The 17354-nt window shown below is 57.5% G+C and carries 22 protein-coding genes; 5 read left to right on the top strand and 17 right to left on the bottom strand.

Going from position 1 to position 17354, the window contains the following annotated elements:
• Nucleotides 1–142: 142 nt before the first annotated feature.
• On the bottom strand, nt 143–346 hold the full coding sequence (locus ABMV07_RS01510; RefSeq protein WP_003850453.1) for a cold-shock protein: 204 nt from the start codon (nt 344–346) through the stop codon (nt 143–145).
• 270 nt (nt 347–616) lie between these two features.
• On the opposite strand from ABMV07_RS01510, the gene ABMV07_RS01505 reads away from it, so the two are divergent.
• Entirely contained in the window at nt 617–2956 is a 2340-nt protein-coding gene (locus ABMV07_RS01505; RefSeq protein WP_197692113.1) for a DEAD/DEAH box helicase, read from the top strand.
• Here ABMV07_RS01505 and ABMV07_RS01500 read toward each other — a convergent pair.
• From ABMV07_RS01500 to ssd, 7 genes are read right to left on the bottom strand one after another with little or no spacing between them, the layout of a single operon-like run.
• A complete protein-coding gene (locus ABMV07_RS01500) occupies nt 2943–3269 on the bottom strand; it encodes an Rv3654c family TadE-like protein (protein WP_088267983.1) in 327 nt (108 codons plus the stop codon). The genes ABMV07_RS01505 and ABMV07_RS01500 overlap by 14 nt on opposite strands.
• The gene (locus ABMV07_RS01495; RefSeq protein ID WP_088267984.1) at nt 3266–3541 is read right to left on the bottom strand and encodes a hypothetical protein; all 276 of its coding nucleotides are present in this window, start codon (nt 3539–3541) and stop codon (nt 3266–3268) included. Before ABMV07_RS01495 ends, ABMV07_RS01500 begins: the two co-directional genes overlap by 4 nt.
• Nucleotides 3538–3735 carry a DUF4244 domain-containing protein gene (locus ABMV07_RS01490; protein WP_088267985.1) on the bottom strand — a complete coding sequence of 66 codons (198 nt, stop codon included), beginning with the start codon at nt 3733–3735 and terminating at the stop codon, nt 3538–3540. The genes ABMV07_RS01495 and ABMV07_RS01490 overlap by 4 nt, the downstream gene beginning before the upstream one ends.
• A 23-nt stretch (nt 3736–3758) precedes the next feature.
• Nucleotides 3759–4337, bottom strand: coding sequence for a type II secretion system F family protein (locus ABMV07_RS01485; RefSeq protein ID WP_197688827.1), 579 nt, complete (start codon nt 4335–4337; stop codon nt 3759–3761).
• Complete coding sequence (locus tag ABMV07_RS01480; protein WP_197692115.1) at nt 4337–5083, bottom strand: type II secretion system F family protein; 747 nt, start codon at nt 5081–5083, stop codon at nt 4337–4339. The genes ABMV07_RS01485 and ABMV07_RS01480 overlap by 1 nt, the downstream gene beginning before the upstream one ends.
• Complete coding sequence (locus ABMV07_RS01475) at nt 5080–6177, bottom strand: TadA family conjugal transfer-associated ATPase (RefSeq protein ID WP_088267988.1); 1098 nt, start codon at nt 6175–6177, stop codon at nt 5080–5082. Before ABMV07_RS01475 ends, ABMV07_RS01480 begins: the two co-directional genes overlap by 4 nt.
• Nucleotides 6170–7207: a septum site-determining protein Ssd gene (ssd, locus tag ABMV07_RS01470; protein WP_088267989.1), complete on the bottom strand. Its 1038-nt coding sequence runs from the start codon at nt 7205–7207 to the stop codon at nt 6170–6172. Before ssd ends, ABMV07_RS01475 begins: the two co-directional genes overlap by 8 nt.
• A gap of 471 nt (nt 7208–7678) precedes the next feature.
• Here ssd and ABMV07_RS01465 point away from each other — a divergent pair, with 471 nt between their 5' ends.
• The gene (locus ABMV07_RS01465; protein WP_162495025.1) at nt 7679–8500 is read left to right on the top strand and encodes an HAD family phosphatase; all 822 of its coding nucleotides are present in this window, start codon (nt 7679–7681) and stop codon (nt 8498–8500) included.
• Between the two features lie 5 nt (nt 8501–8505).
• Here ABMV07_RS01465 and ABMV07_RS01460 read toward each other — a convergent pair whose 3' ends face one another.
• Nucleotides 8506–9159 (bottom strand): hypothetical protein, encoded by a 654-nt coding sequence (locus tag ABMV07_RS01460; protein ID WP_088267990.1) that lies wholly within the window; start codon nt 9157–9159, stop codon nt 8506–8508.
• A gap of 127 nt (nt 9160–9286) precedes the next feature.
• Between ABMV07_RS01460 and ABMV07_RS01455 the strand changes: the two genes are divergently transcribed.
• Together ABMV07_RS01455 and ABMV07_RS01450 are read left to right on the top strand one after the other, a co-directional pair.
• Nucleotides 9287–9787 (top strand): phage holin family protein, encoded by a 501-nt coding sequence (locus tag ABMV07_RS01455; RefSeq protein ID WP_088267991.1) that lies wholly within the window; start codon nt 9287–9289, stop codon nt 9785–9787.
• A gap of 87 nt (nt 9788–9874) precedes the next feature.
• Complete coding sequence (locus ABMV07_RS01450) at nt 9875–10813, top strand: alpha/beta fold hydrolase (protein WP_088267992.1); 939 nt, start codon at nt 9875–9877, stop codon at nt 10811–10813.
• Here the strand turns inward: ABMV07_RS01450 and ABMV07_RS01445 are convergent.
• The 4 genes from ABMV07_RS01445 to nth are packed head-to-tail and all read right to left on the bottom strand — an operon-like array spanning nt 10810 to nt 14077.
• Nucleotides 10810–11994 carry a MarP family serine protease gene (locus ABMV07_RS01445; protein ID WP_088267993.1) on the bottom strand — a complete coding sequence of 395 codons (1185 nt, stop codon included), beginning with the start codon at nt 11992–11994 and terminating at the stop codon, nt 10810–10812. The genes ABMV07_RS01450 and ABMV07_RS01445 overlap by 4 nt on opposite strands.
• Before the next feature lie 34 nt (nt 11995–12028).
• Complete coding sequence (locus tag ABMV07_RS01440; protein WP_197688810.1) at nt 12029–12772, bottom strand: CoA pyrophosphatase; 744 nt, start codon at nt 12770–12772, stop codon at nt 12029–12031.
• Complete coding sequence (locus ABMV07_RS01435) at nt 12769–13329, bottom strand: TlpA family protein disulfide reductase (RefSeq protein ID WP_197690108.1); 561 nt, start codon at nt 13327–13329, stop codon at nt 12769–12771. The genes ABMV07_RS01440 and ABMV07_RS01435 overlap by 4 nt, the downstream gene beginning before the upstream one ends.
• On the bottom strand, nt 13322–14077 hold the full coding sequence (gene nth, locus ABMV07_RS01430; RefSeq protein ID WP_196977731.1) for an endonuclease III: 756 nt from the start codon (nt 14075–14077) through the stop codon (nt 13322–13324). Before nth ends, ABMV07_RS01435 begins: the two co-directional genes overlap by 8 nt.
• 504 nt (nt 14078–14581) lie before the next feature.
• Between nth and glxR the strand changes: the two genes are divergently transcribed.
• Entirely contained in the window at nt 14582–15265 is a 684-nt protein-coding gene (gene glxR / locus ABMV07_RS01425) for a CRP-like cAMP-activated global transcriptional regulator GlxR (protein WP_088267997.1), read from the top strand.
• Nucleotides 15266–15325: 60 nt separating this feature from the next.
• Here glxR and ABMV07_RS01420 read toward each other — a convergent pair whose 3' ends face one another.
• The 4 genes from ABMV07_RS01420 to ABMV07_RS01405 are packed head-to-tail and all read right to left on the bottom strand — an operon-like array spanning nt 15326 to nt 17208.
• Nucleotides 15326–16150 carry an MBL fold metallo-hydrolase gene (locus ABMV07_RS01420; protein WP_088267998.1) on the bottom strand — a complete coding sequence of 275 codons (825 nt, stop codon included), beginning with the start codon at nt 16148–16150 and terminating at the stop codon, nt 15326–15328.
• Nucleotides 16151–16198: 48 nt separating this feature from the next.
• Nucleotides 16199–16663: a RidA family protein gene (locus tag ABMV07_RS01415; RefSeq protein ID WP_197691936.1), complete on the bottom strand. Its 465-nt coding sequence runs from the start codon at nt 16661–16663 to the stop codon at nt 16199–16201.
• A 1-nt stretch (nt 16664) separates the two neighbouring features.
• Nucleotides 16665–16820: a DUF4177 domain-containing protein gene (locus ABMV07_RS01410; protein ID WP_003850415.1), complete on the bottom strand. Its 156-nt coding sequence runs from the start codon at nt 16818–16820 to the stop codon at nt 16665–16667.
• 40 nt (nt 16821–16860) lie between these two features.
• Nucleotides 16861–17208, bottom strand: a complete 348-nt coding sequence (locus ABMV07_RS01405) for a WhiB family transcriptional regulator (protein WP_088267999.1) — start codon at nt 17206–17208, stop codon at nt 16861–16863.
• Nucleotides 17209–17354 lie beyond the last annotated feature (146 nt).

Raw genomic sequence — 17354 nt, 5'->3', positions numbered from 1 at the left:
TGAAAATGATTCGTTTTTCAACAGACAGTGAGAGATAAGCTTAGCGCACACAATGACCTTTCCCCTAGACATGACAAAAAGGTCTTAACCTCCAATCAATGTTGGACGTTAAGACTTCTTGTAGCTAGCGTGAACGAGCTAATTAGATAGCGCGAACCTGCTGTGCCTGAGGACCCTTGGCACCCTCGCCGACCTCGAACTCAACCTTCTGGTTCTCTTCGAGGGTACGGAAGCCGTTGCCCTGGATCTCGGAGTAGTGGACGAAGACGTCAGCGGAGCCGTCCTCCGGAGCGATGAAGCCGAAACCTTTTTCAGCGTTGAACCACTTCACAGTTCCCTGTGCCATAACAAAAACCTAACTTCTAGAACTATCGGTGAATACCGAAATTGCAGTGGGAGCCGTTCATCCTCACACTTCGGAAACACGACGAGGCTTCTTAATAGCAAAAAGACCCGCAGATCACCTTCGTAAAAATGCCTCTTAGCGCTGGGGGTTCGCCCCGTTGCCAAGATCGGCGACCAGACCCAAGTGTGTCACGTTTTCCCAAACAAAAACAGGGATTTTTCTCAACTGGTAGATTGTTGCAGGTCAGCATGGACGAGGCAAAGGTCACACATGAGCAGTAGTAGCCCCTTTATGGGGTACCAATTGGGCGAAGAACTCGCCGAATCCGTGGCACAGCGTTACCCCAATTCCACATGCACGCACATCGAAAACATCCCGCCGCGTAGCGCCCGCTACCTGCCATGGCCTGCATGGACAGCACCTGAGCTACAACAGGAGTTGGAACGTCGTGGCATCGCGCAGCTGTATTCCCACCAAGCCCAAGCAGCCGATCTAGCGTGGACTGGCACCAATGTTGTCGTTGCCACCGGCACATCGTCGGGCAAATCATTGAGCTACCTGCTGCCGATCCTGTCGGCCATGAGCCAAGACCCCCAGGCATGCGCACTGTATCTCACCCCCACCAAAGCATTAGGTTCTGACCAGCTTGCCCACGTGATGTCGCTTGTGGGAAACGTGGATACCCTCGCAGGGGTTCACCCCGCGCCTTACGACGGCGACACTCCCACCGATGCCCGCGCCGGCATCCGCGAACAATCCCGTTTCGTATTTTCCAACCCCGACATGCTGCACACAGGCATTTTGCCAAACCATCAGCGATGGGCCAGATTCTTCCGACACCTCCGCTTCATCGTGATCGATGAGTGCCACTCCTACCGTGGCGTTTTTGGCGCTGGCGTAGCGCTGGTCATCCGCCGACTTCTGCGCCTCGCAGCGCGCTACGGCGGCACTCCCACAGTCATGCTGGCGTCGGCCACCAGCAACGATCCCGCGGCCCATGCCAGTACGTTGATCGGCCAGCCCGTCGTGGCTGTCACCGAGGACGGTGCCCCCACAGGGGCGCGCACTGTCATGCTGTGGGAGCCGGGTTTTGTCGATGGTGCAGAGGGCGAAAACGGCGCTCCGATTCGTCGTGCCGCATCCACGGAGTCGGCGGGCATCATGGCCACGCTCATCGCTGCAGGCGCGCGCACGTTGACCTTCGTGCGCTCGCGCAGGCAGGCTGAGGTGGTGGCACTGCGCTGCGCTGAAGAGCTCGCCTACCATGGCCGACACGACTTTGCTTCGCGAGTCGCAGCGTATCGCGCAGGCTACCTCGCCGAGGATCGTAGGGCACTTGAACGCAAGCTTGACGACGGCACCCTGCTGGGCGTGGCCAGCACCAATGCTCTGGAGCTTGGTATTGACGTTGGTGGCCTCGACGCCGTGGTGACCACCGGCTACCCAGGCTCCGTTGCCAGTTTTTGGCAGCAGGCAGGTCGCGCCGGCAGACGCGGCCAAGGCTCGCTGGTCACCCTGGTTGCCCGCGATGACCCCATGGACACCTATCTTGTTCACCACCCCGAAGCTTTGTTGGGTCGACCGATGGAAAAGATCGTGTTCGACCCCCACAACCCACACATTTTAAGTGGTCACCTGTATTGTGCTGCGGCAGAATCTCCGCTCACAGAAGCCGAGATCGACGCATTAAACGCACGTGGGGTAGCCCAGCAGTTAGCTCACGACGGCTACCTGCGCCACCGCCCTACCGGGTGGTTTGCAGTAGAACAACCAGGCCAGCCCCCTGCCCATTCCTTGGTTAGTCTGCGCGGCAGCGGCCACCATGTTGCCATCGTGGACCGTAGCGATGGCCGTCTCCTTGGCACCATTGACGGTGCACGCGCGGCCTCCCAAGTCCATCCCGGCGCGGTATATCTGCACCAAGGCGAGACTTTTGTTATCGAAGAGCTTGATGACCAAGTGGCGTTGGCGGTTCCGGGTCAGCCGGATTATCAGACGTTTGCGCGTTCCACCACTGATATTCGCATCTTGGGTGAGGTGGATAAGGTGTGTAATCCAGCCCCTGGCCTGTGGGTATCCAACTTGGTGGTGGAGGTTACCGACCGCGTGGTGGGTTACACCATGAAGGCGTCTGATGGGTCTGTGCTGGCAATGGTGCCGCTGCAGATGTCACCGCAGACATTGGTTACTCGCGCGGTGGCGTACACCGTTGATCCTCTCGTGTTGGACTCGTTGGGCATTACCGACGTTCCTGGTGCGCTGCACGCCGCCGAGCATGCGGCGATCGGTTTGTTGCCGCTTATTGCCACCTGTGACCGATGGGATATTGGTGGGGTGTCAACCGCGGAGCATCCCGATACTGGCCTGCCCACGGTGTTCGTGTACGACGGTCACCCAGGGGGTGCAGGATTTGCCGACTGCGGTTACGAGCGCTTCCCCGAGTGGATTGCCACCACGTTTGAGGCCATCCGTTCCTGCCAGTGCGAGTCGGGGTGCCCATCGTGCGTGCAATCACCCAAGTGTGGCAATGGCAATGATCCGTTGAGCAAGGCGGGTGCCATTGCACTACTGGGGGCTATGTGCACGATGCTGGGTGTTACTCCCCGATAGGCCCAGCTCGTGCGGTTGCGCGCTGCTCCCGCACGGACGTGGTGAGTTCCACGTCCTCGCCATCGATTGTGCACTCGGCTAGTTCTGCGTGATGAGCTGCGGCTACGACTCGCGCTTGCGCACATGCGTCGTGGCCTTGGGCATGCGCCCATGCTGCGGCCACAGCTGTCATGTCTGCTGCTAGCTGGGCTTGGTGCGTGTCTACTGTTCGGGTTGCAAGCGCGACGATTGCAAAGAACATTGCGCTCAGAAACAGTGCTGCGCCTGCACCCACGACGGTAGCGTTGCCATGGTCGTTGTCTAGCAGGTTCATGGCATCATCTCTTTGGGAAAACTCGCCTTGGCGCTACGTATCCCCAGCGGGGAGCCCACATGGGCGTGCACGGTAACCATGTCGCCGGTGGCGTCGATGTCTATGTGGCCTCGCGAGGGTGTGTACGGTACCCCGATGGCATGGGCGCGGGCAGCGGCGTTTGCTTGGTCGATAGCAGAGATCTGGGCTGCTATTGTGACGATGCCTGTACTCATGAGGGCGGTGAGAACAATAACGCTAGTCCCTGCGATGGCGGCTTCTAGGGTGGTCATTTACCCGGTGCGTTGTTGAGTGCGTTGGTGATAATACCTTCCAGCGCATCGGCAACTGCCCCACTGGAAGCGACGAGGTATAGTGCGCCGGCAAGGGCGGTAGCCGCCACTGCCCCTAATGCGTATTCGATGGTAGTCATACCGCTATCGTCGCTGTTGAGAAGGCGAAAACGGGTCACAATGGTGCTCAACATGATGGGGTTCCTTTCGGTGTTTTTTAGAGGATGTCCATGCCTAGGCTGATCGCTACTGGGGCGAGCCCTAGGAGGAAGAATGCGGGCAGAAAGCACAGCGTGAGTGGTAGGGCGATAAGCACTCCGGTGCGTTCCGCTTGGGCGGTGTAGGTGTCGACTGCATGGTCGCGCAGGGACCGAGCAATTCGTTCACAGCCGGCAGCGATCGATGCTCCCGACGCATCTGCTGCTCGCATGACCGCGACGACTGCTACGAGCCCCTCGGTGTTTGCTAATGGTGTACATGCTCGCGACATGGGCACTCCTAAGGAGGCCATGGCTGCTACCTGTCGCCATGGTTCTGCGTCTACCGCAGAGCTTGTGGTTGCTGCCACTGCTGCGCATGCTTGGGCAAGGGATAATCCTGCTCGCGATGCGGCAACGAAGATGTCGAGTTGTTCTGCGGCAGCATGGTAGTCGCAACGGGTGCGTAGTCGCTGGTTGTAGGCCATAAGTGCCGATAGCCACGATGGCAGTGCCAGCTTGGTGTCGGTGCTCATTCGCGGTGGCGGGTTGGTGAGGAAAATTGCTGCTGCGAGGATGAATGCGCTAAGCGATAGCATTATCCCACCGCCTTGATTAAGGCTTGCGACCAGAGCAGCCCTGCACATTGCAGTGCTGTTCCTACGATGAGCAGGGTTTGGCCTATGCCGTTGTTGAGTAAGAATTCTAGGACGGGTGCGCCTAGGCCGATGCCCATTCCTAGCCCAAAAAGTGGCAGGAGGCTCAGCACAATTGCGGTTGCTTGCGCTCCTTGAAGTGCTGCTTTGGTGCGATCTCGGTGCCGCAGGCGGTCATCGATTTCATTGTGGAGCTGTTCTACAAGGGGCACCACGCTAATACCGTGGGTTTCTGATAGCTTCCATACCCTAGCGACCCGCTGGAGGCCTGCAATGCAGTGAGAATAGTCGGCTAGAACGTCGGCGGCAGATCCGCCAGCGCGTGCACGTCGAGCAGCAGCAGCGCACGCGGCTGCAAGAGGTGCATGCGCTGTGGGTTCTTGGGCTACCCGCGCTAGCGCATCCCAAGTGCCAAGCCCGCAGCGTAGATCACCGGCGATGATACCAAGTGCGCTGCTGAGTGCTTCTTGGGTGGTACGAGCTGCCCGGCTGCGCCGAATTCCCATCACGGTGCGTATCACCGTTGCAGTGATAAGAACTGCTGCGATTATAACCGGCTCCCAGATCACCAGCATGATGGGCAGCAATACGAGAGCCGCAAGGCCCACTATTTTATTGCACACAATGGGTTTCCAGCGCATGCTAGGAACAACACAGGCCAACGCGCATAAGAAGAAAGACATACTCATGTCTCCTCCCAGATCACATGTGGCGTTATTGGGTTACCACTTAGTTCACCGATTTGATGCAACCGCCGCCCCCGCGGTGTCGACCGCATGACGATCACCACGGGACGTGCCGCGGCAAGCTGAGAATGTAGTGCGTTTCTATCCAATCCACCCACGGCGGCAAGGGCTTCTAAACGCGCGGGAACTTCCCGCAAGGAGTTGGCATGCAAGGTGCCCGCACAACCATCATGACCCGTGTTGAGCGCCGCCAGCAGGTCTACAACTTCTGCGCCGCGAATCTCTCCGACGACAATGCGGTCTGGACGCATGCGCAGCGCTTGGCGCAGCAGGTCAGTCATGGTGATGTGACCACGGCCTTCGGTGTTGCTAGACCTTGAGATCAGCTTGACCACATGGGGATGCACCGGCTGTAACTCTGGGGTGTCTTCGATGCAGATAATGCGCTGGTCGTGAGGCACGGTGGCTAGCAGTGCGCTGAGCAATGTAGTTTTCCCGCTGCCAGTTCCACCCACGATCAGCAACGGTCGTCGTTCGCGCACCAAGTTTTCTAGAATCTGTGCCACCTCCGTTGTAAAAGTATTGTGCGCTATAAGATCCGCCATGCTCACGTCTGCTTGACGTAGCACGCGAATAGAGATCAGTGGCCCCGATTCTGATGGCGGTGAAAGGACAGCATGGACGCGAAGGCTGCTGCCGTCGTCACGCGTAATGCGACCATCGGAATAACATTGTGCACTATCTAATCGATTCCCAGATGCTACAAGTAGCCGCGTCGCCAGTCGCATTACTTCCCCCTCATCATCAAAATATGGTGTCGCTTGTTCCAAACCACGGCCGCGATCGAACCACACACCATGAACCCCGTTGACCACAATGTCGGTCACTCCTGGAATCGCTAGCACGTGTTCCAGCGGGCCAACACCGACAGAGTCGTGGCGGATTTGCCGCAAGATCTCGAGGACCTCCACGTCACCGATCACGCCACCGGCATAACGCCGCACCACCTGCGCCAGCGAGGTTCCCGCTGCCGCATCGGGATGTTCTGCCACATAGCGTTGCACTTCTTCTGCAATGCGTTGCCGCTGGTCACCCATCGATATGACTCCTCAGTTGCGCGAGGGGGCGTCGCAACGCCCGCGGTATTGTGGCCATTCCGCCAAGCTCCACCTCGCGCGGTAACCCCTTGATGGTCGGGACCGTCGCCACGATGTCTACACCGGTAACGCGGGCTACTTCCTCGCGGTCCACGCTCGCCCACGCTCGTTCACGCAGCACGCCCACCACGTCTACTTTGCGACGTCGCAACCATGGCACTAATTGCGCCGCAGCGGCCACGGAACGGATTTCAGCCGGCACGAGCAACACCACAAGATCCGCCAGATCGACGCACGATTCCAGCAGCACATGGTGGCGCTGCACATCGATAATGATGGGACATGTTCCGCGCACGCTTTCCACAACACCGCGCAACTGCTGTTCCGCTACGAGCGTCACGCTATCGCGCGTAGCGGCAAGGATTCGTACATTCGGCTCCATACAGGGCAACGAGGCTAGCAATTCCGAGGCAGGGACTTTCTCGCCGCTATCAGGCACGTCGTCCCAACGAATACCCGGATCGTCTTCCTTACCCAGCAGCAGATCAATGCCACCAGAAAAATGCTCGGTATCAATCAGCAGAGCCTCACGGTAGTCCGCGGCCAGCACTGCACACAGTGTCGACGTCCCCGCGCCTCCCGCCGCACCAATCACAGCGATCACGGGATATTTCCCAGCCCGCGGCGCAACATCCCGCCTACCTAATGCTTTTAAAAGTTCTGGGGATTGAGCCGGCACGATAACAGCTAGCTCAGCGCCGCTTTTCATGGCCTTTTCATAATCAATAGGGCCAGGTTCTGCTTCGAGGTACATGACCCGCGTATTCGGAGGAAGACTTGCCATATGTGGCGCAGTGGTGGCGTCGACAAGCACCGCTGCCACGCGGTGAGCATGGCGACTAATCTCGCGTGGATCTGTGGTGTCAATACATTCACGCCCTGTAGCGGCTACGATGTGGAGCGCTTCTGGGTGAACGGTGGGGTTGGCTACTGCAACGAGGACAGGCGCACTGGGGTGTGGTGTGTTCATGCTCCGCAGTGTGCCGGCTTCTCACACCAGCGCGCAGAACGTCTCAGGAAACCCTGTGGATAACCCACCACCAACAAGTGATTTGGATCACAAAATGAGCGTTTCTGTGGATAACTTCCATATATCAGCCAAAGCCACCAGAAGATGCAGGATACTTTGGGGAAAACACCCCCATAAAACAATTAAGGGCGGTTCGCGCTCGGGGGGTGTGCGCGAACCGCCACCCGGCCACAGGGGGGGCGGGCCGGGGCAGGCCGCACTGTATATCGGGGCCTTGCACACGTATTATGGCATAGAATACCAAAATGAGCAATCCTCGATTTTTTCACCTTCTCATGGGCGGGCCTAAGACACCCCCGCACAACCTCTTAGCCCGAGCAACGAAACCCCACCTACCGCCCTGACACAACAGCGCATACACTGGTGATCACAAACACTGGACACAGCAACCCCAAGGAGGCCCTGACCTTTATGAATGCACCCCAGCTGGATATCCACCAGCCCCGCATCGCGGCCTTCTTCGATCTCGATAAGACCATCATTGCCACGTCCTCCGCGTTGGCCTACGGGCGGGAGTTTATGCACTCGGGGCTCATTACCCCCGCCGAGGCTCTGCAGATGTCCATGGCCAAAGCAACATACATGTTTTCTGGCTACTCCAGCGAACAAATGGATCACACCAAAAACCAGCTCGCCCATCTCATTACCGGCTGGAGCGAAGAACAAGTACGTGAGATCGCCAGCGACACTCTTCACAGCGTTGTCGCCCCCGCCATCTATGCCGAAGCTCGCGACCTCATTCACATGCATCAAGAAGCCGGCCATGACGTAGTAATCATCTCCGCATCCGCTCGGATCCTCGTAGAAGCAATCGCCGCAGAGCTCGGCGTCGACCAAGTAGTGGCAACAGAGCTCACCGTTGTAGACGGCAAATTCACCGGCGAGGTTCCGTTCTATTGCAAAGGTGCAGCTAAAGCGCAAGCCATCCTTGATCTCACCGACAAGCGCGGCTATCAACTGGACCACAGCTTCGCCTACTCCGATTCCATCACCGACCTCCCCATGCTTGAGGCCGTGGGCAACCCGCGAGCCGTCAATCCCGACCGCACCCTCAAAAAAGTCGCTCTTGATCGCGATTGGGAAATCCATACGTTTAAAAATCCGGTGGCCCTTTTTAGCAAACCCACTAAACGCGATCTCCAAATATCCACCGGCGTAGCAGCTGGCGTAGCAGCCGTGGTTGGCTCTGTGATGTGGTGGAATAAGCGCAATTCCAGTGACCCACAGGTATAAAATCCCTAAACGGCCGCAGCGATAGACTCCGCCTCAGCTGCACCCGCGATCCAAGAACGCAGATGTAAAGCGACAAAGTCTGTGGCTGCATCGGCATTGTCAGCCCAGTGGTCAGCACACCTTTGATAGTCCTCGTGGTGTCTACGTAGGTAGGGTTCGGGAACGCAGAGCCCACGCGGATCAAAACCCAAACCGTAGGCAAGGACTCGGGAAGCCACGCGTGCGACGATCGCAGAGCGTGAGCCAAAAGGGGCATGGGCAAGGATCTCACCATGAACTACGGCGGGGCCAAGTCCCGAATGTGGTCGTGCTGAAATAAAGCCCGCTAAGGATTGCAATGCAGCACTTCCCTGTTCTGGCCTTCCGGTGCCACCGCTGAGGACGTCGATACGCGCAAGCAGTTGGAGGGGTGCACGCACAAAAGTCGTGGAGCTGCGCGCAATATGATCGGGGGCCAGCACGCTGTAGGCGCTGATATGGTGTTGCTCACTGATCTGTGGCGTTAACTGAGCGCTGCTGCGCGCACCTCTGAACACGCCTTCAGCACTGGTAAGGTCACTTCGGCGCAAACTTACTGGTCGACGGTGTACAGCAGCGATTGCCGACTCGGCTTCGGCGAGCAGGGTGCGGATGTCTTCTCGGTCGAGCAAACCATTCATAGCTGCCCATGATCCTCGCTAAGACTACGAAACGACAACAATTAGCCCACAAAATTCACCCTCGGCGCAAATTCGTGGCAACATTGGGGATAACTGTTTTAAATCAATGATCTGGAGGGATCGACCCGTGAGCAACGACAAGGGCTTTTTCACCGAGGGCAATGACGCGTTCGAGGCGAAGGTCAACGCAATTCCGCTGACCGATGTAGATGCCACCAACAAGGGATCCATTGGTTCCTTGGTTAGCGATGCCACCGCGCAAATGTCCTCCTTGTTCCGCGCGGAGGTCGAGCTCGCTAAGACCGAGCTTGCCGTTGAGACTAAAAAGGGTGTGATCGGCGGCGGCATGTTCGGCGTTGCCGGCACCATCGCTTTGTACAGCTCTTTCTTCTTTTTCTTTTTCCTCGCCGAGCTACTCGACTCGTGGATGAAACGCTGGGCTGCTTTCTTGATCGTGTTCCTGTTCATGCTGGTTCTCGCCGGTGTGCTTGCGCTGGTTGGTTTTAAGAAGGTCAAGAAGATCAGCAAGCCAAAGGAGACGATCAACTCCGTTAACGAGCTGAAAAAACTTGTCCCAGGTAAGGCTCAGGCAAAGCTCGAGGCAAGCAACCGCGGCCTCTACAGCTAGTGCACAGTTAAAGCCCCACGCTCATTGATCTAACAACGCCTCCGTTTTCGGGGCGTTGTTATGTTATTTAGAAGGAGCCACCCCGATATGGCGGCGTTTTTTAGGCGCAGCAACCACTCCCCCAAGGTTCCACCAGCGCCGATCTCACCACATGTTGTGGAACTCGACGGGCCATTTAGCCATATTATGCTCCATACCCGTGGCGTGCGCCTGCATGCGGCAACTGCTGGCGACCCCACCAATCCCCTGATCGTGCTGCTCCACGATTCTTTCGGCGGCTGGTTCGATTTCAAAGAATGCCTCGCCCCCCTTGCGGCAGCGGGTTTTCATGTTGCCGCCATTGATTTCCGTGGCTACGGCCTCTCCGACAAGCCGCCTACGGGCTACGATCACTACCTCGCAACTGGCGACATCGCCGGCTCGATCCGTACTTTGGGCCACGAGTCCGCGCATGTGATCGCCTGCGGTTCCGGTGCCGCGATTGCGTGGCTGCTTGCTGCGAACTACCCGCACCACGTTGCCTCGTTGACCACCATGGGCGCGATTCACCCCCTTGATATGCGCCGCGCCATCATCGACAGACCGTGGCTTTTTACCTATCCGGTCAGCATGACTACAATGCTTCGACTCCCCCGAGTCCTCAGTAAGTGCCTGTGGCGTCTGAAGGATATGTGGGTTGAGCGCGACCTACGGCGGTGGACGTCGTTAAGCTTCCAAGCAAGCCCCAAATTCGCGGACACACTAGCGCTACGTCGCCTCGCCATGTCCATTGATTCCACCTTCCCCGCGGTGGCCAAAACCTCACGCTATGTGGTCAATGTGCCGCCGCTGAAGTGGGCATCGCAGCATGTCACGGCCCCAACGCACGTGCTTATCGACGCCACACCCTACGCCCGCTACCTCGCACGACGTGCAGCATCACGCTGCACTGGGGACTTTGACACGTTCAGTATCCCCAGCACGCGAATGCGTCCGCATCTAGAAGATCCAGCAGCTTTTGTTGCCCAGGTGCTCAAACTTCTTTAGTTCACCACGCACTGCTGCGTGGTCACGGGGGTGTGCAGCGCACTGGTATCGCCTACCATATTGAGTACCTCTTTGGCGGTGAGGGCATAGCCAATATCTGTGGCATCAACGGAGGCGCCGAAAACCACACCGATGACGTTGCCCTCAGCATCCACCATGGGACCGCCAGAGTTGCCTTGGCGGATGCTGCCACGTGCGGTATAGGATTCGCGCTCTACACGGCCGTTGGCGTAGATGTCGGGGCCTGCGATGATGATGCGGTCGCTGATACGTGCCGGTGCTGCCTCAAAGGGGCCCGATTCTGGGAAGCCCATCACGATAGCATCCGCACCAGTTTCTGCAGGTTCGGGTGCCCACTGCAGTGCGGGCAGGTTAAGCCCCTCTGCTTCGAGCACGGCGATGTCGAGCTGCGGGTTGTAATAAACCACGGTGGCGTCGACCATGCCCACCACGGTGTCGAGGCTGACGCGCTCGGTTCCGGCTACCACGTGGGCGTTGGTCATCACGTGGGTGGCGTCGACAACAAAGCCAGATCCCATCAGGCGTCGGCTGCATTCTTCCGACTCGCCCAGCACGTGGATCACCGAGGGCCGCAGGCGTTCTACCAGCGCAGTGTCCGACACCTTGATAGCGGGCGCTTCCACTTGGCTGGAGTGCTGCTTTTCCATAAATGGCGACACCAGCGGCGGCAGGCCGCTCTCATTAAGCATCGCCGAGATTTTCGACGGCAGCGCAGACAACTGCGAAGGTGCACCGTGGTCCACGAACCCTAAGATCTCAGAGTTTTTAATCCCCTGCGATATGCCACCGCTTAGCCCTGTGGCCAGCGGAATTGATACCAGCCACGCCACCAAGAGAGTGGCCAATGCTTGGAACACGGAACCAATCGCGGAATCTATCCACATGGTTTTCTTCCACAAGAAATGATCCCGAAGTTGGGCTCCTAAAATTCCACCAACGAGATTGCCCACGCCAACCAGCAAAATCACGGTACCTAGGGCTAGCAAGAACCGCAGGGCTACATGCTCGGTCAGTCCCATCACAAAGGGAGCTGCTGCTGCGCCACAGATAAGCCCTGCTACAACGCCAAGGGTTGAAAGCACGGAGGATACTGCGCCTTGCCGCCAGCCGGTAAAAATTGCGATCACTAACGCGATCACGATGGCAGCGTCGACTGTCATTCCGGGTGTCACTGTCGTGTCGTGCCTTCCTGCATTACGTCAAACGCTCGTTGTTCCGGGAACGAGCAAGGGTGTCGTATAGATCGTAGTGCTTGTGCGATTCCCACGGCTGTTCCCATCCCGCTTGATAGAGCATTGCGTCTAAGAGTCCGCCGGTAAAACCCCAAATAATAAAGTCGTTGATCCGGAACGCGGGACCAGACCAACGGTCAAATTCCACGGTGAGCCGGTTGCTGGGATCAGCTAATTCCGCAATGGGGATTGCGGCAACAGAGTCGGCTTCGTTGGAGCTTACCACCCCAACGCGACTCGGCGTGTGCCAATAGCCCAGCACGGGGTGCACTGGGTATCCGGTAGCGCGGATGTGCAGCATGGGAAAAGTGACTAGAGGTGTCACGCTCATGCGATCCACACCGGTTTCTTCCCACGCTTCCCGCAGCGCGCAATCGACCACATTATGGTCGGTGGGATCCATCCGGCCACCGGGAAAGGCAATTTGGCCGGAGTGCGATCGCATCGTTGGTGAACGGTGAGTAAGAAGCACGGTGGCGTCATTAGGCAAGGTGTGCGCGAGGGGATCTCCTGCGAGCAGCATGAGCACGGCTGCTTGTTTGGTAGTTTCCGTGCGTTGCGGTGGGGCGAGAACGCGGCGTAGTCGATCGCAGATAACACCGTTGGTTACATCGCTTACAAGGGGCGAGAGCCACAGCGGGGCGAATTCTGGCCGCAGGTCAATGTTGTGTCCTGGAGCATCTGGTAGCGGAAAATCCACGGTCATCCTTTGTGCACCTTGGCCATCACTACGGTTTCTAGTTCTTCATAGGTGCTAAACGCGCGCGGCACAACTGCTTCTTTGCTGCCATCCGCGTTCACGATAACGGTGATAGGTACCACGTTGGGGAGCCCTAAAGTACCGGCGAATGCATTGTGATTATCTTGCAGCGAGGGCAGGGAAACGCCGAGGTCGTTGAGCAATGCGGCGCCGTTGGCGGCATTGGTGTCGGCATGCACACCGATCACGCGCAGTTCGGGGTGACGTTGTGCCAACGTATCAAAAAGGGGCAGCTCGGCACGGCATGGCTCGCACCACCATGCCCACACATTAACCACGGTTATTTTTGGATTTCCGTCGGACACATGGGCATTACCGCCGAGGCAGTCGAGCTGTACGCCAGCAACAGTACTGACCTCGCAGTCTGGGCGCGATGCTACGTTTTGGATTTCCTCTTGGAGGTTCTCGGTCGTGGATTCGCTGTTATTTCCCACGATCATGCTAATGAGGGCGGCAAAGACTGCGACGAAGACGAGGGCAGACACCACGATTGTTTTACGCATTTCCAATACCTGCCATCTGAAGTAGGTGTTCGCGGTTGTCGCCGGTAACAAGAGTTTCTGCGCGCAGCGGATCTGTGGGTCCTGCTTCCCCGTAGCTTGGGCAACGCGGCGCAAGGAAGCACGCTCCACATGCAGCGGTGCGGGAATGGCATACGCGACGTCCGTGGAAGATGATCCGATGTGAGAACATGGTCCATTGTTTTTTCTCGATCAGATCGGCTATCTCGTGTTCGACTTTCACGGGGTTTGTCTCGGCGGTAAGCCCTAGGCGTCGCACGAGTCGTCCGAAGTGCGTATCGACGGTCAACCCAGGGATGTCAAAGGCGTTACCGCGCACTACATGGGCGGTTTTTCTTCCTACTCCTGGCAGGCTGACAAGGCTTTCTAGACCACGTGGGATCTCACCGCCGAAGTCTGTGACCAGTTTTTGTCCCATGCCGATAAGGTGTGCGGCCTTTGCTTTATAAAAACCGGTGGGGCGGATCATTTCTTGCAGTTCGGCTTCGTTGGCGCTCGCGTAGGCCTCTGCGGTGGGGTACTTGGCAAATAGTGCTGGGGTGACTTGATTGACGCGTACGTCGGTACATTGGGCGCTGAGCACCGTGGCGACGGTGAGTTCGAGTGGATTGTTAAAGTCCAGCTCACAGTGGGCGTCGGGATACGCTTTGGCCAATTCCCGATTGATAGCGCGTGCGCGACGCTTGACCGCCAGTGTGGTGGGCTGCTGGGCGAGGTCAGGTCTACTCATACCCACTACCTTAACGTGAGTTGGTAGTGCGCTAGGCTATGCCTATGATTCTTGCGCTCGTTGTTGTGGTCCCGCTTGTGTTGGGGGCTTTTTTGTTGTGGATGGATCGTTTGGAAAAGGCGATCATGTCACCATAGGAGCCGACTCCCCAGAACTAGATGTGTTGGCCATCGCATTGTGTGAAAAAAGCAATATAGGACACATCATAGAAACGGCACGTTCGGGGGTAACCGTAGCCACGCAAAAACTATGCACATCAAACTTTCACATAGTTCACGGCTTTTGATTCACCCCCGCAATCCCCCCATTCCACACCGAGTGTGATAATTCAACTTGGGAGGTGCAAAAGTGACTCAACACATAGTATGGTGATCTAGGAAACAACCGAATGAGTCACAACCCACAAATCTCTCCGTTTCTACCCAAAGGTTGAGGCTCAGCTAGGCGCCGCGTTAGCTACCAGACTGGAGAGGTTGCTAGGCGGCTTATCAGAGGAGTATTAACGTGGAAGGTGTACAGGATATCCTGTCCCGCGCTGGCATTTTTCAAGGCGTAGATCCCATTGCCGTAAACAATCTGATCGAGGAGCTGGAAAGCGTCCGCTTCCCACGCGGTGCAACGATCTTCGAAGAAGGCGAGCCCGGTGACCGCCTGTACATCATCACCTCCGGCAAAGTTAAGCTGGCCCGCCACTCCATGGACGGCCGCGAAAACCTACTCACCGTGATGGGCCCATCCGACATGTTCGGCGAGCTGTCCATCTTCGACCCAGGCCCACGTACCTCCTCGGCCGTCTGTGTGACCGAAGTACATGCAGCAACGATGAACTCTGAGATGCTGCGCCAGTGGATCGCCGAGCACCCAGAGATCTCCGAGCAGCTGCTGCGCGTATTGGCTCGTCGCCTGCGCCGCACCAACAACTCCCTCGCAGACCTCATCTTCACCGACGTTCCCGGTCGCGTGGCCAAGACCCTCCTGCAGCTGGCTAACCGCTTTGGCACCCAAGAAGGCGGTGCCCTGCGAGTAAACCACGACCTCACCCAGGAAGAGATCGCCCAGCTGGTTGGCGCTAGCCGCGAAACCGTCAACAAGGCTCTGGCTACCTTCGCACACCGCAACTGGATTCGCCTTGAGGGCAAGTCCGTGTTGATTGTAGACACCAAGCACCTAGCAAAGCGCGCTCGCTAAGCCACAAGACAGCAAAAACGAAGGCAGGGGCATTTCTCCTGCCTTTCGTGTTGTGCGATTTTATTGCTGTTGTGCAAGGTAGCGCAGCGCTACTCGGGTGGACTGCTCAGCGGCACCGCGCAAAACGGGGTCCACGTCGTTATAGACTGCGTCGATAAGCTCTTTGATAGGCACATCTGCGCCGCGCTGCGCAATCGCTTCCTTGATCTGCTCAAGGCGCTGCATACGTCGCTCGATATACCAGTGCGCAAAGCTTGCCACATCGTCACCATCAGGGCCATGCCCAGGCAACAGCGCAATCCCTTTACCTCGTTCCTCCAACAGGGCCAGCGTATTCAAATACTGGCCAAGGTCACCATCGGTTTCGGAGATCATGGTGGTGTGGCGACCAGCAATGGTGTCACCAGTAATAATCCCCTCAAGGTTGGATTCGTGCGGAACACCGCTCCACACAAAGAAACACACCGAATCACTGGTATGTCCTGGGGTAAAGACGACTTCTAGCTGCGGGGTTACCCCGTCTATAGCAATGATTTCGCCGTCACGCAGCACATCGCCACCATGGCAATACGGTGCTTGCTGCGCTCGGATAGCCGCTCCCGTGAGTTGTCGGAAGCGCTCAGCGCCATCAGCGTGATCGTGATGACGGTGCGTCAAAAGAACAAGTCCCACGGTTTCGGCTTTGCCATGAAGGACATTGAGGTGCCCTTCATCAGCGGGCCCAGGATCGATGACAATACTGCACCGATCCCCCTCGGCTCGAACGACCCACGAGTTGGTGCCTTCAAGCGAGCTATAACCAGGATTTGGGCAAAGGACAACGCCTACGGACGGGGTGACCGGCCGCAGCTGACTGTAAGCAGGATGCTCCATAGCTTTTAGCATAGCTACTCCGGCCGACACACACGACCGAAACCCCAACCAAATCGAAGGTTAGTTGGCTACCTCGACGATAATTTCCAGTTCAACTGGGGCATCAAGTGGCAGTTCCGCAACACCGACGGCACTACGGGCATGCGCGCCGGCCTCACCAAAGATCTCACCAATGAGGTTGGATGCGCCGTTCACAACTGCTGGCTGGCCACCAAAATCAGTAGCGGAGGCGACAAAGCCAGTGACTTTGAGCACGCGCGTGACATTATCAATACCCACGAGCGCATCGACGGCAGCCAGCGCATTCAACGCCGCGGTGCGCGCATAGGATTCCGCCTGCTCAGCGGTAACGGTCGCGCCCACTTTTCCGGTTGCTGGCAGCTGGCCATCAATAAAGGGCAGCTGGCCGGAGGTCCATACTTGGTTCCCCACCTTGACCGCAGACACATAAGCTGCAACGGGCGCGGCAACGGAAGGAAGCGTGATGTTAAGCTCTGCGAGCTTTTCGCTTATCGACGCCCCCATGCTATTCCACCGGGCGCTTCATGTAGGCGACAACGTTTTCGGGGTTTGGGCCTGGTACAACGCTGACGAGCTCCCAGCCGTCTTCGCCCCAAGTATCCAGAATCTGCTTGGTTGCGTGCGTTAACAGTGGCACGGTCGAATATTCCCATTTAGTCATGCATGCCACAGTACCGAAATCTTGTGAGCGCACATACGCCCTACATGCCGAGAAGTTCGCCACCTTGGGCGAAGAACTGCTCCCAGCTATCCACATGAGGATTCTTGCGCAAAATGGCACGACGCTGACGTTCGGTGAGGCCACCCCACACACCAAATTCGACCTTATTATCTAGGGCATCGGCACGGCACTGAATCATCACAGGGCATTGGTGGCAAATTGCTGCTGCACGACGCTGCGCTGCGCCACGCACAAAGAGGGCGTCAGGATCGCCGTTGCGGCAGCTTGCTTGCATTACCCAGTCGTTTCGATCTCCGTTCCCATACTCCCCCTGCTGAGCATCTCGAAAGGGGTTTTTCTTGCCTGTGTTCATCAACGAAGCTGTCATGATGAACTCCTCCTGACATTAATCGGGAACCAACTGAGAGCCACATCAGCGTGGCTTTCTGCAACGTCTTGCAACGTGCACAATAACTACAGCTGTTAGTGTATTCACAGCAAACCTTCTAAGTCGAATGGGTCACACTTTGAGGG

It is taken from the genome of Corynebacterium belfantii, assembly GCF_041898185.1.
Taxonomy (GTDB): Bacteria; Actinomycetota; Actinomycetes; order Mycobacteriales; family Mycobacteriaceae; genus Corynebacterium; species Corynebacterium belfantii.
Note: the sequence above shows the minus strand (reverse complement) of the source record. Positions and strands in the feature narration are given on the sequence as shown.

Coding starts and splice junctions, on each gene's coding strand:
- ABMV07_RS01510 (WP_003850453.1), bottom strand. CDS start 346: ATGGCACAGGGAACTGTGAAGTGGTTCAACGCTGAAAAAGGTTTCGGC.
- ABMV07_RS01435 (WP_197690108.1), bottom strand. CDS start 13,329: ATGCGTAAAACAATCGTGGTGTCTGCCCTCGTCTTCGTCGCAGTCTTT.
- ssd (WP_088267989.1), bottom strand. CDS start 7,207: ATGAACACACCACACCCCAGTGCGCCTGTCCTCGTTGCAGTAGCCAAC.
- nth (WP_196977731.1), bottom strand. CDS start 14,077: ATGAGTAGACCTGACCTCGCCCAGCAGCCCACCACACTGGCGGTCAAG.
- ABMV07_RS01420 (WP_088267998.1), bottom strand. CDS start 16,150: ATGCTAAAAGCTATGGAGCATCCTGCTTACAGTCAGCTGCGGCCGGTC.
- ABMV07_RS01440 (WP_197688810.1), bottom strand. CDS start 12,772: ATGACCGTGGATTTTCCGCTACCAGATGCTCCAGGACACAACATTGAC.
- ABMV07_RS01480 (WP_197692115.1), bottom strand. CDS start 5,083: ATGAGTATGTCTTTCTTCTTATGCGCGTTGGCCTGTGTTGTTCCTAGC.
- ABMV07_RS01410 (WP_003850415.1), bottom strand. CDS start 16,820: ATGACTAAATGGGAATATTCGACCGTGCCACTGTTAACGCACGCAACC.
- ABMV07_RS01415 (WP_197691936.1), bottom strand. CDS start 16,663: ATGGGGGCGTCGATAAGCGAAAAGCTCGCAGAGCTTAACATCACGCTT.
- ABMV07_RS01500 (WP_088267983.1), bottom strand. CDS start 3,269: ATGAACCTGCTAGACAACGACCATGGCAACGCTACCGTCGTGGGTGCA.
- ABMV07_RS01405 (WP_088267999.1), bottom strand. CDS start 17,208: ATGACAGCTTCGTTGATGAACACAGGCAAGAAAAACCCCTTTCGAGAT.
- ABMV07_RS01485 (WP_197688827.1), bottom strand. CDS start 4,337: ATGCTATCGCTTAGCGCATTCATCCTCGCAGCAGCAATTTTCCTCACC.
- ABMV07_RS01450 (WP_088267992.1), top strand. CDS start 9,875: ATGGCGGCGTTTTTTAGGCGCAGCAACCACTCCCCCAAGGTTCCACCA.
- ABMV07_RS01495 (WP_088267984.1), bottom strand. CDS start 3,541: ATGACCACCCTAGAAGCCGCCATCGCAGGGACTAGCGTTATTGTTCTC.
- ABMV07_RS01460 (WP_088267990.1), bottom strand. CDS start 9,159: ATGAATGGTTTGCTCGACCGAGAAGACATCCGCACCCTGCTCGCCGAA.
- ABMV07_RS01505 (WP_197692113.1), top strand. CDS start 617: ATGAGCAGTAGTAGCCCCTTTATGGGGTACCAATTGGGCGAAGAACTC.
- ABMV07_RS01465 (WP_162495025.1), top strand. CDS start 7,679: ATGAATGCACCCCAGCTGGATATCCACCAGCCCCGCATCGCGGCCTTC.
- ABMV07_RS01475 (WP_088267988.1), bottom strand. CDS start 6,177: ATGGGTGACCAGCGGCAACGCATTGCAGAAGAAGTGCAACGCTATGTG.
- ABMV07_RS01445 (WP_088267993.1), bottom strand. CDS start 11,994: ATGACAGTCGACGCTGCCATCGTGATCGCGTTAGTGATCGCAATTTTT.
- ABMV07_RS01490 (WP_088267985.1), bottom strand. CDS start 3,735: ATGTTGAGCACCATTGTGACCCGTTTTCGCCTTCTCAACAGCGACGAT.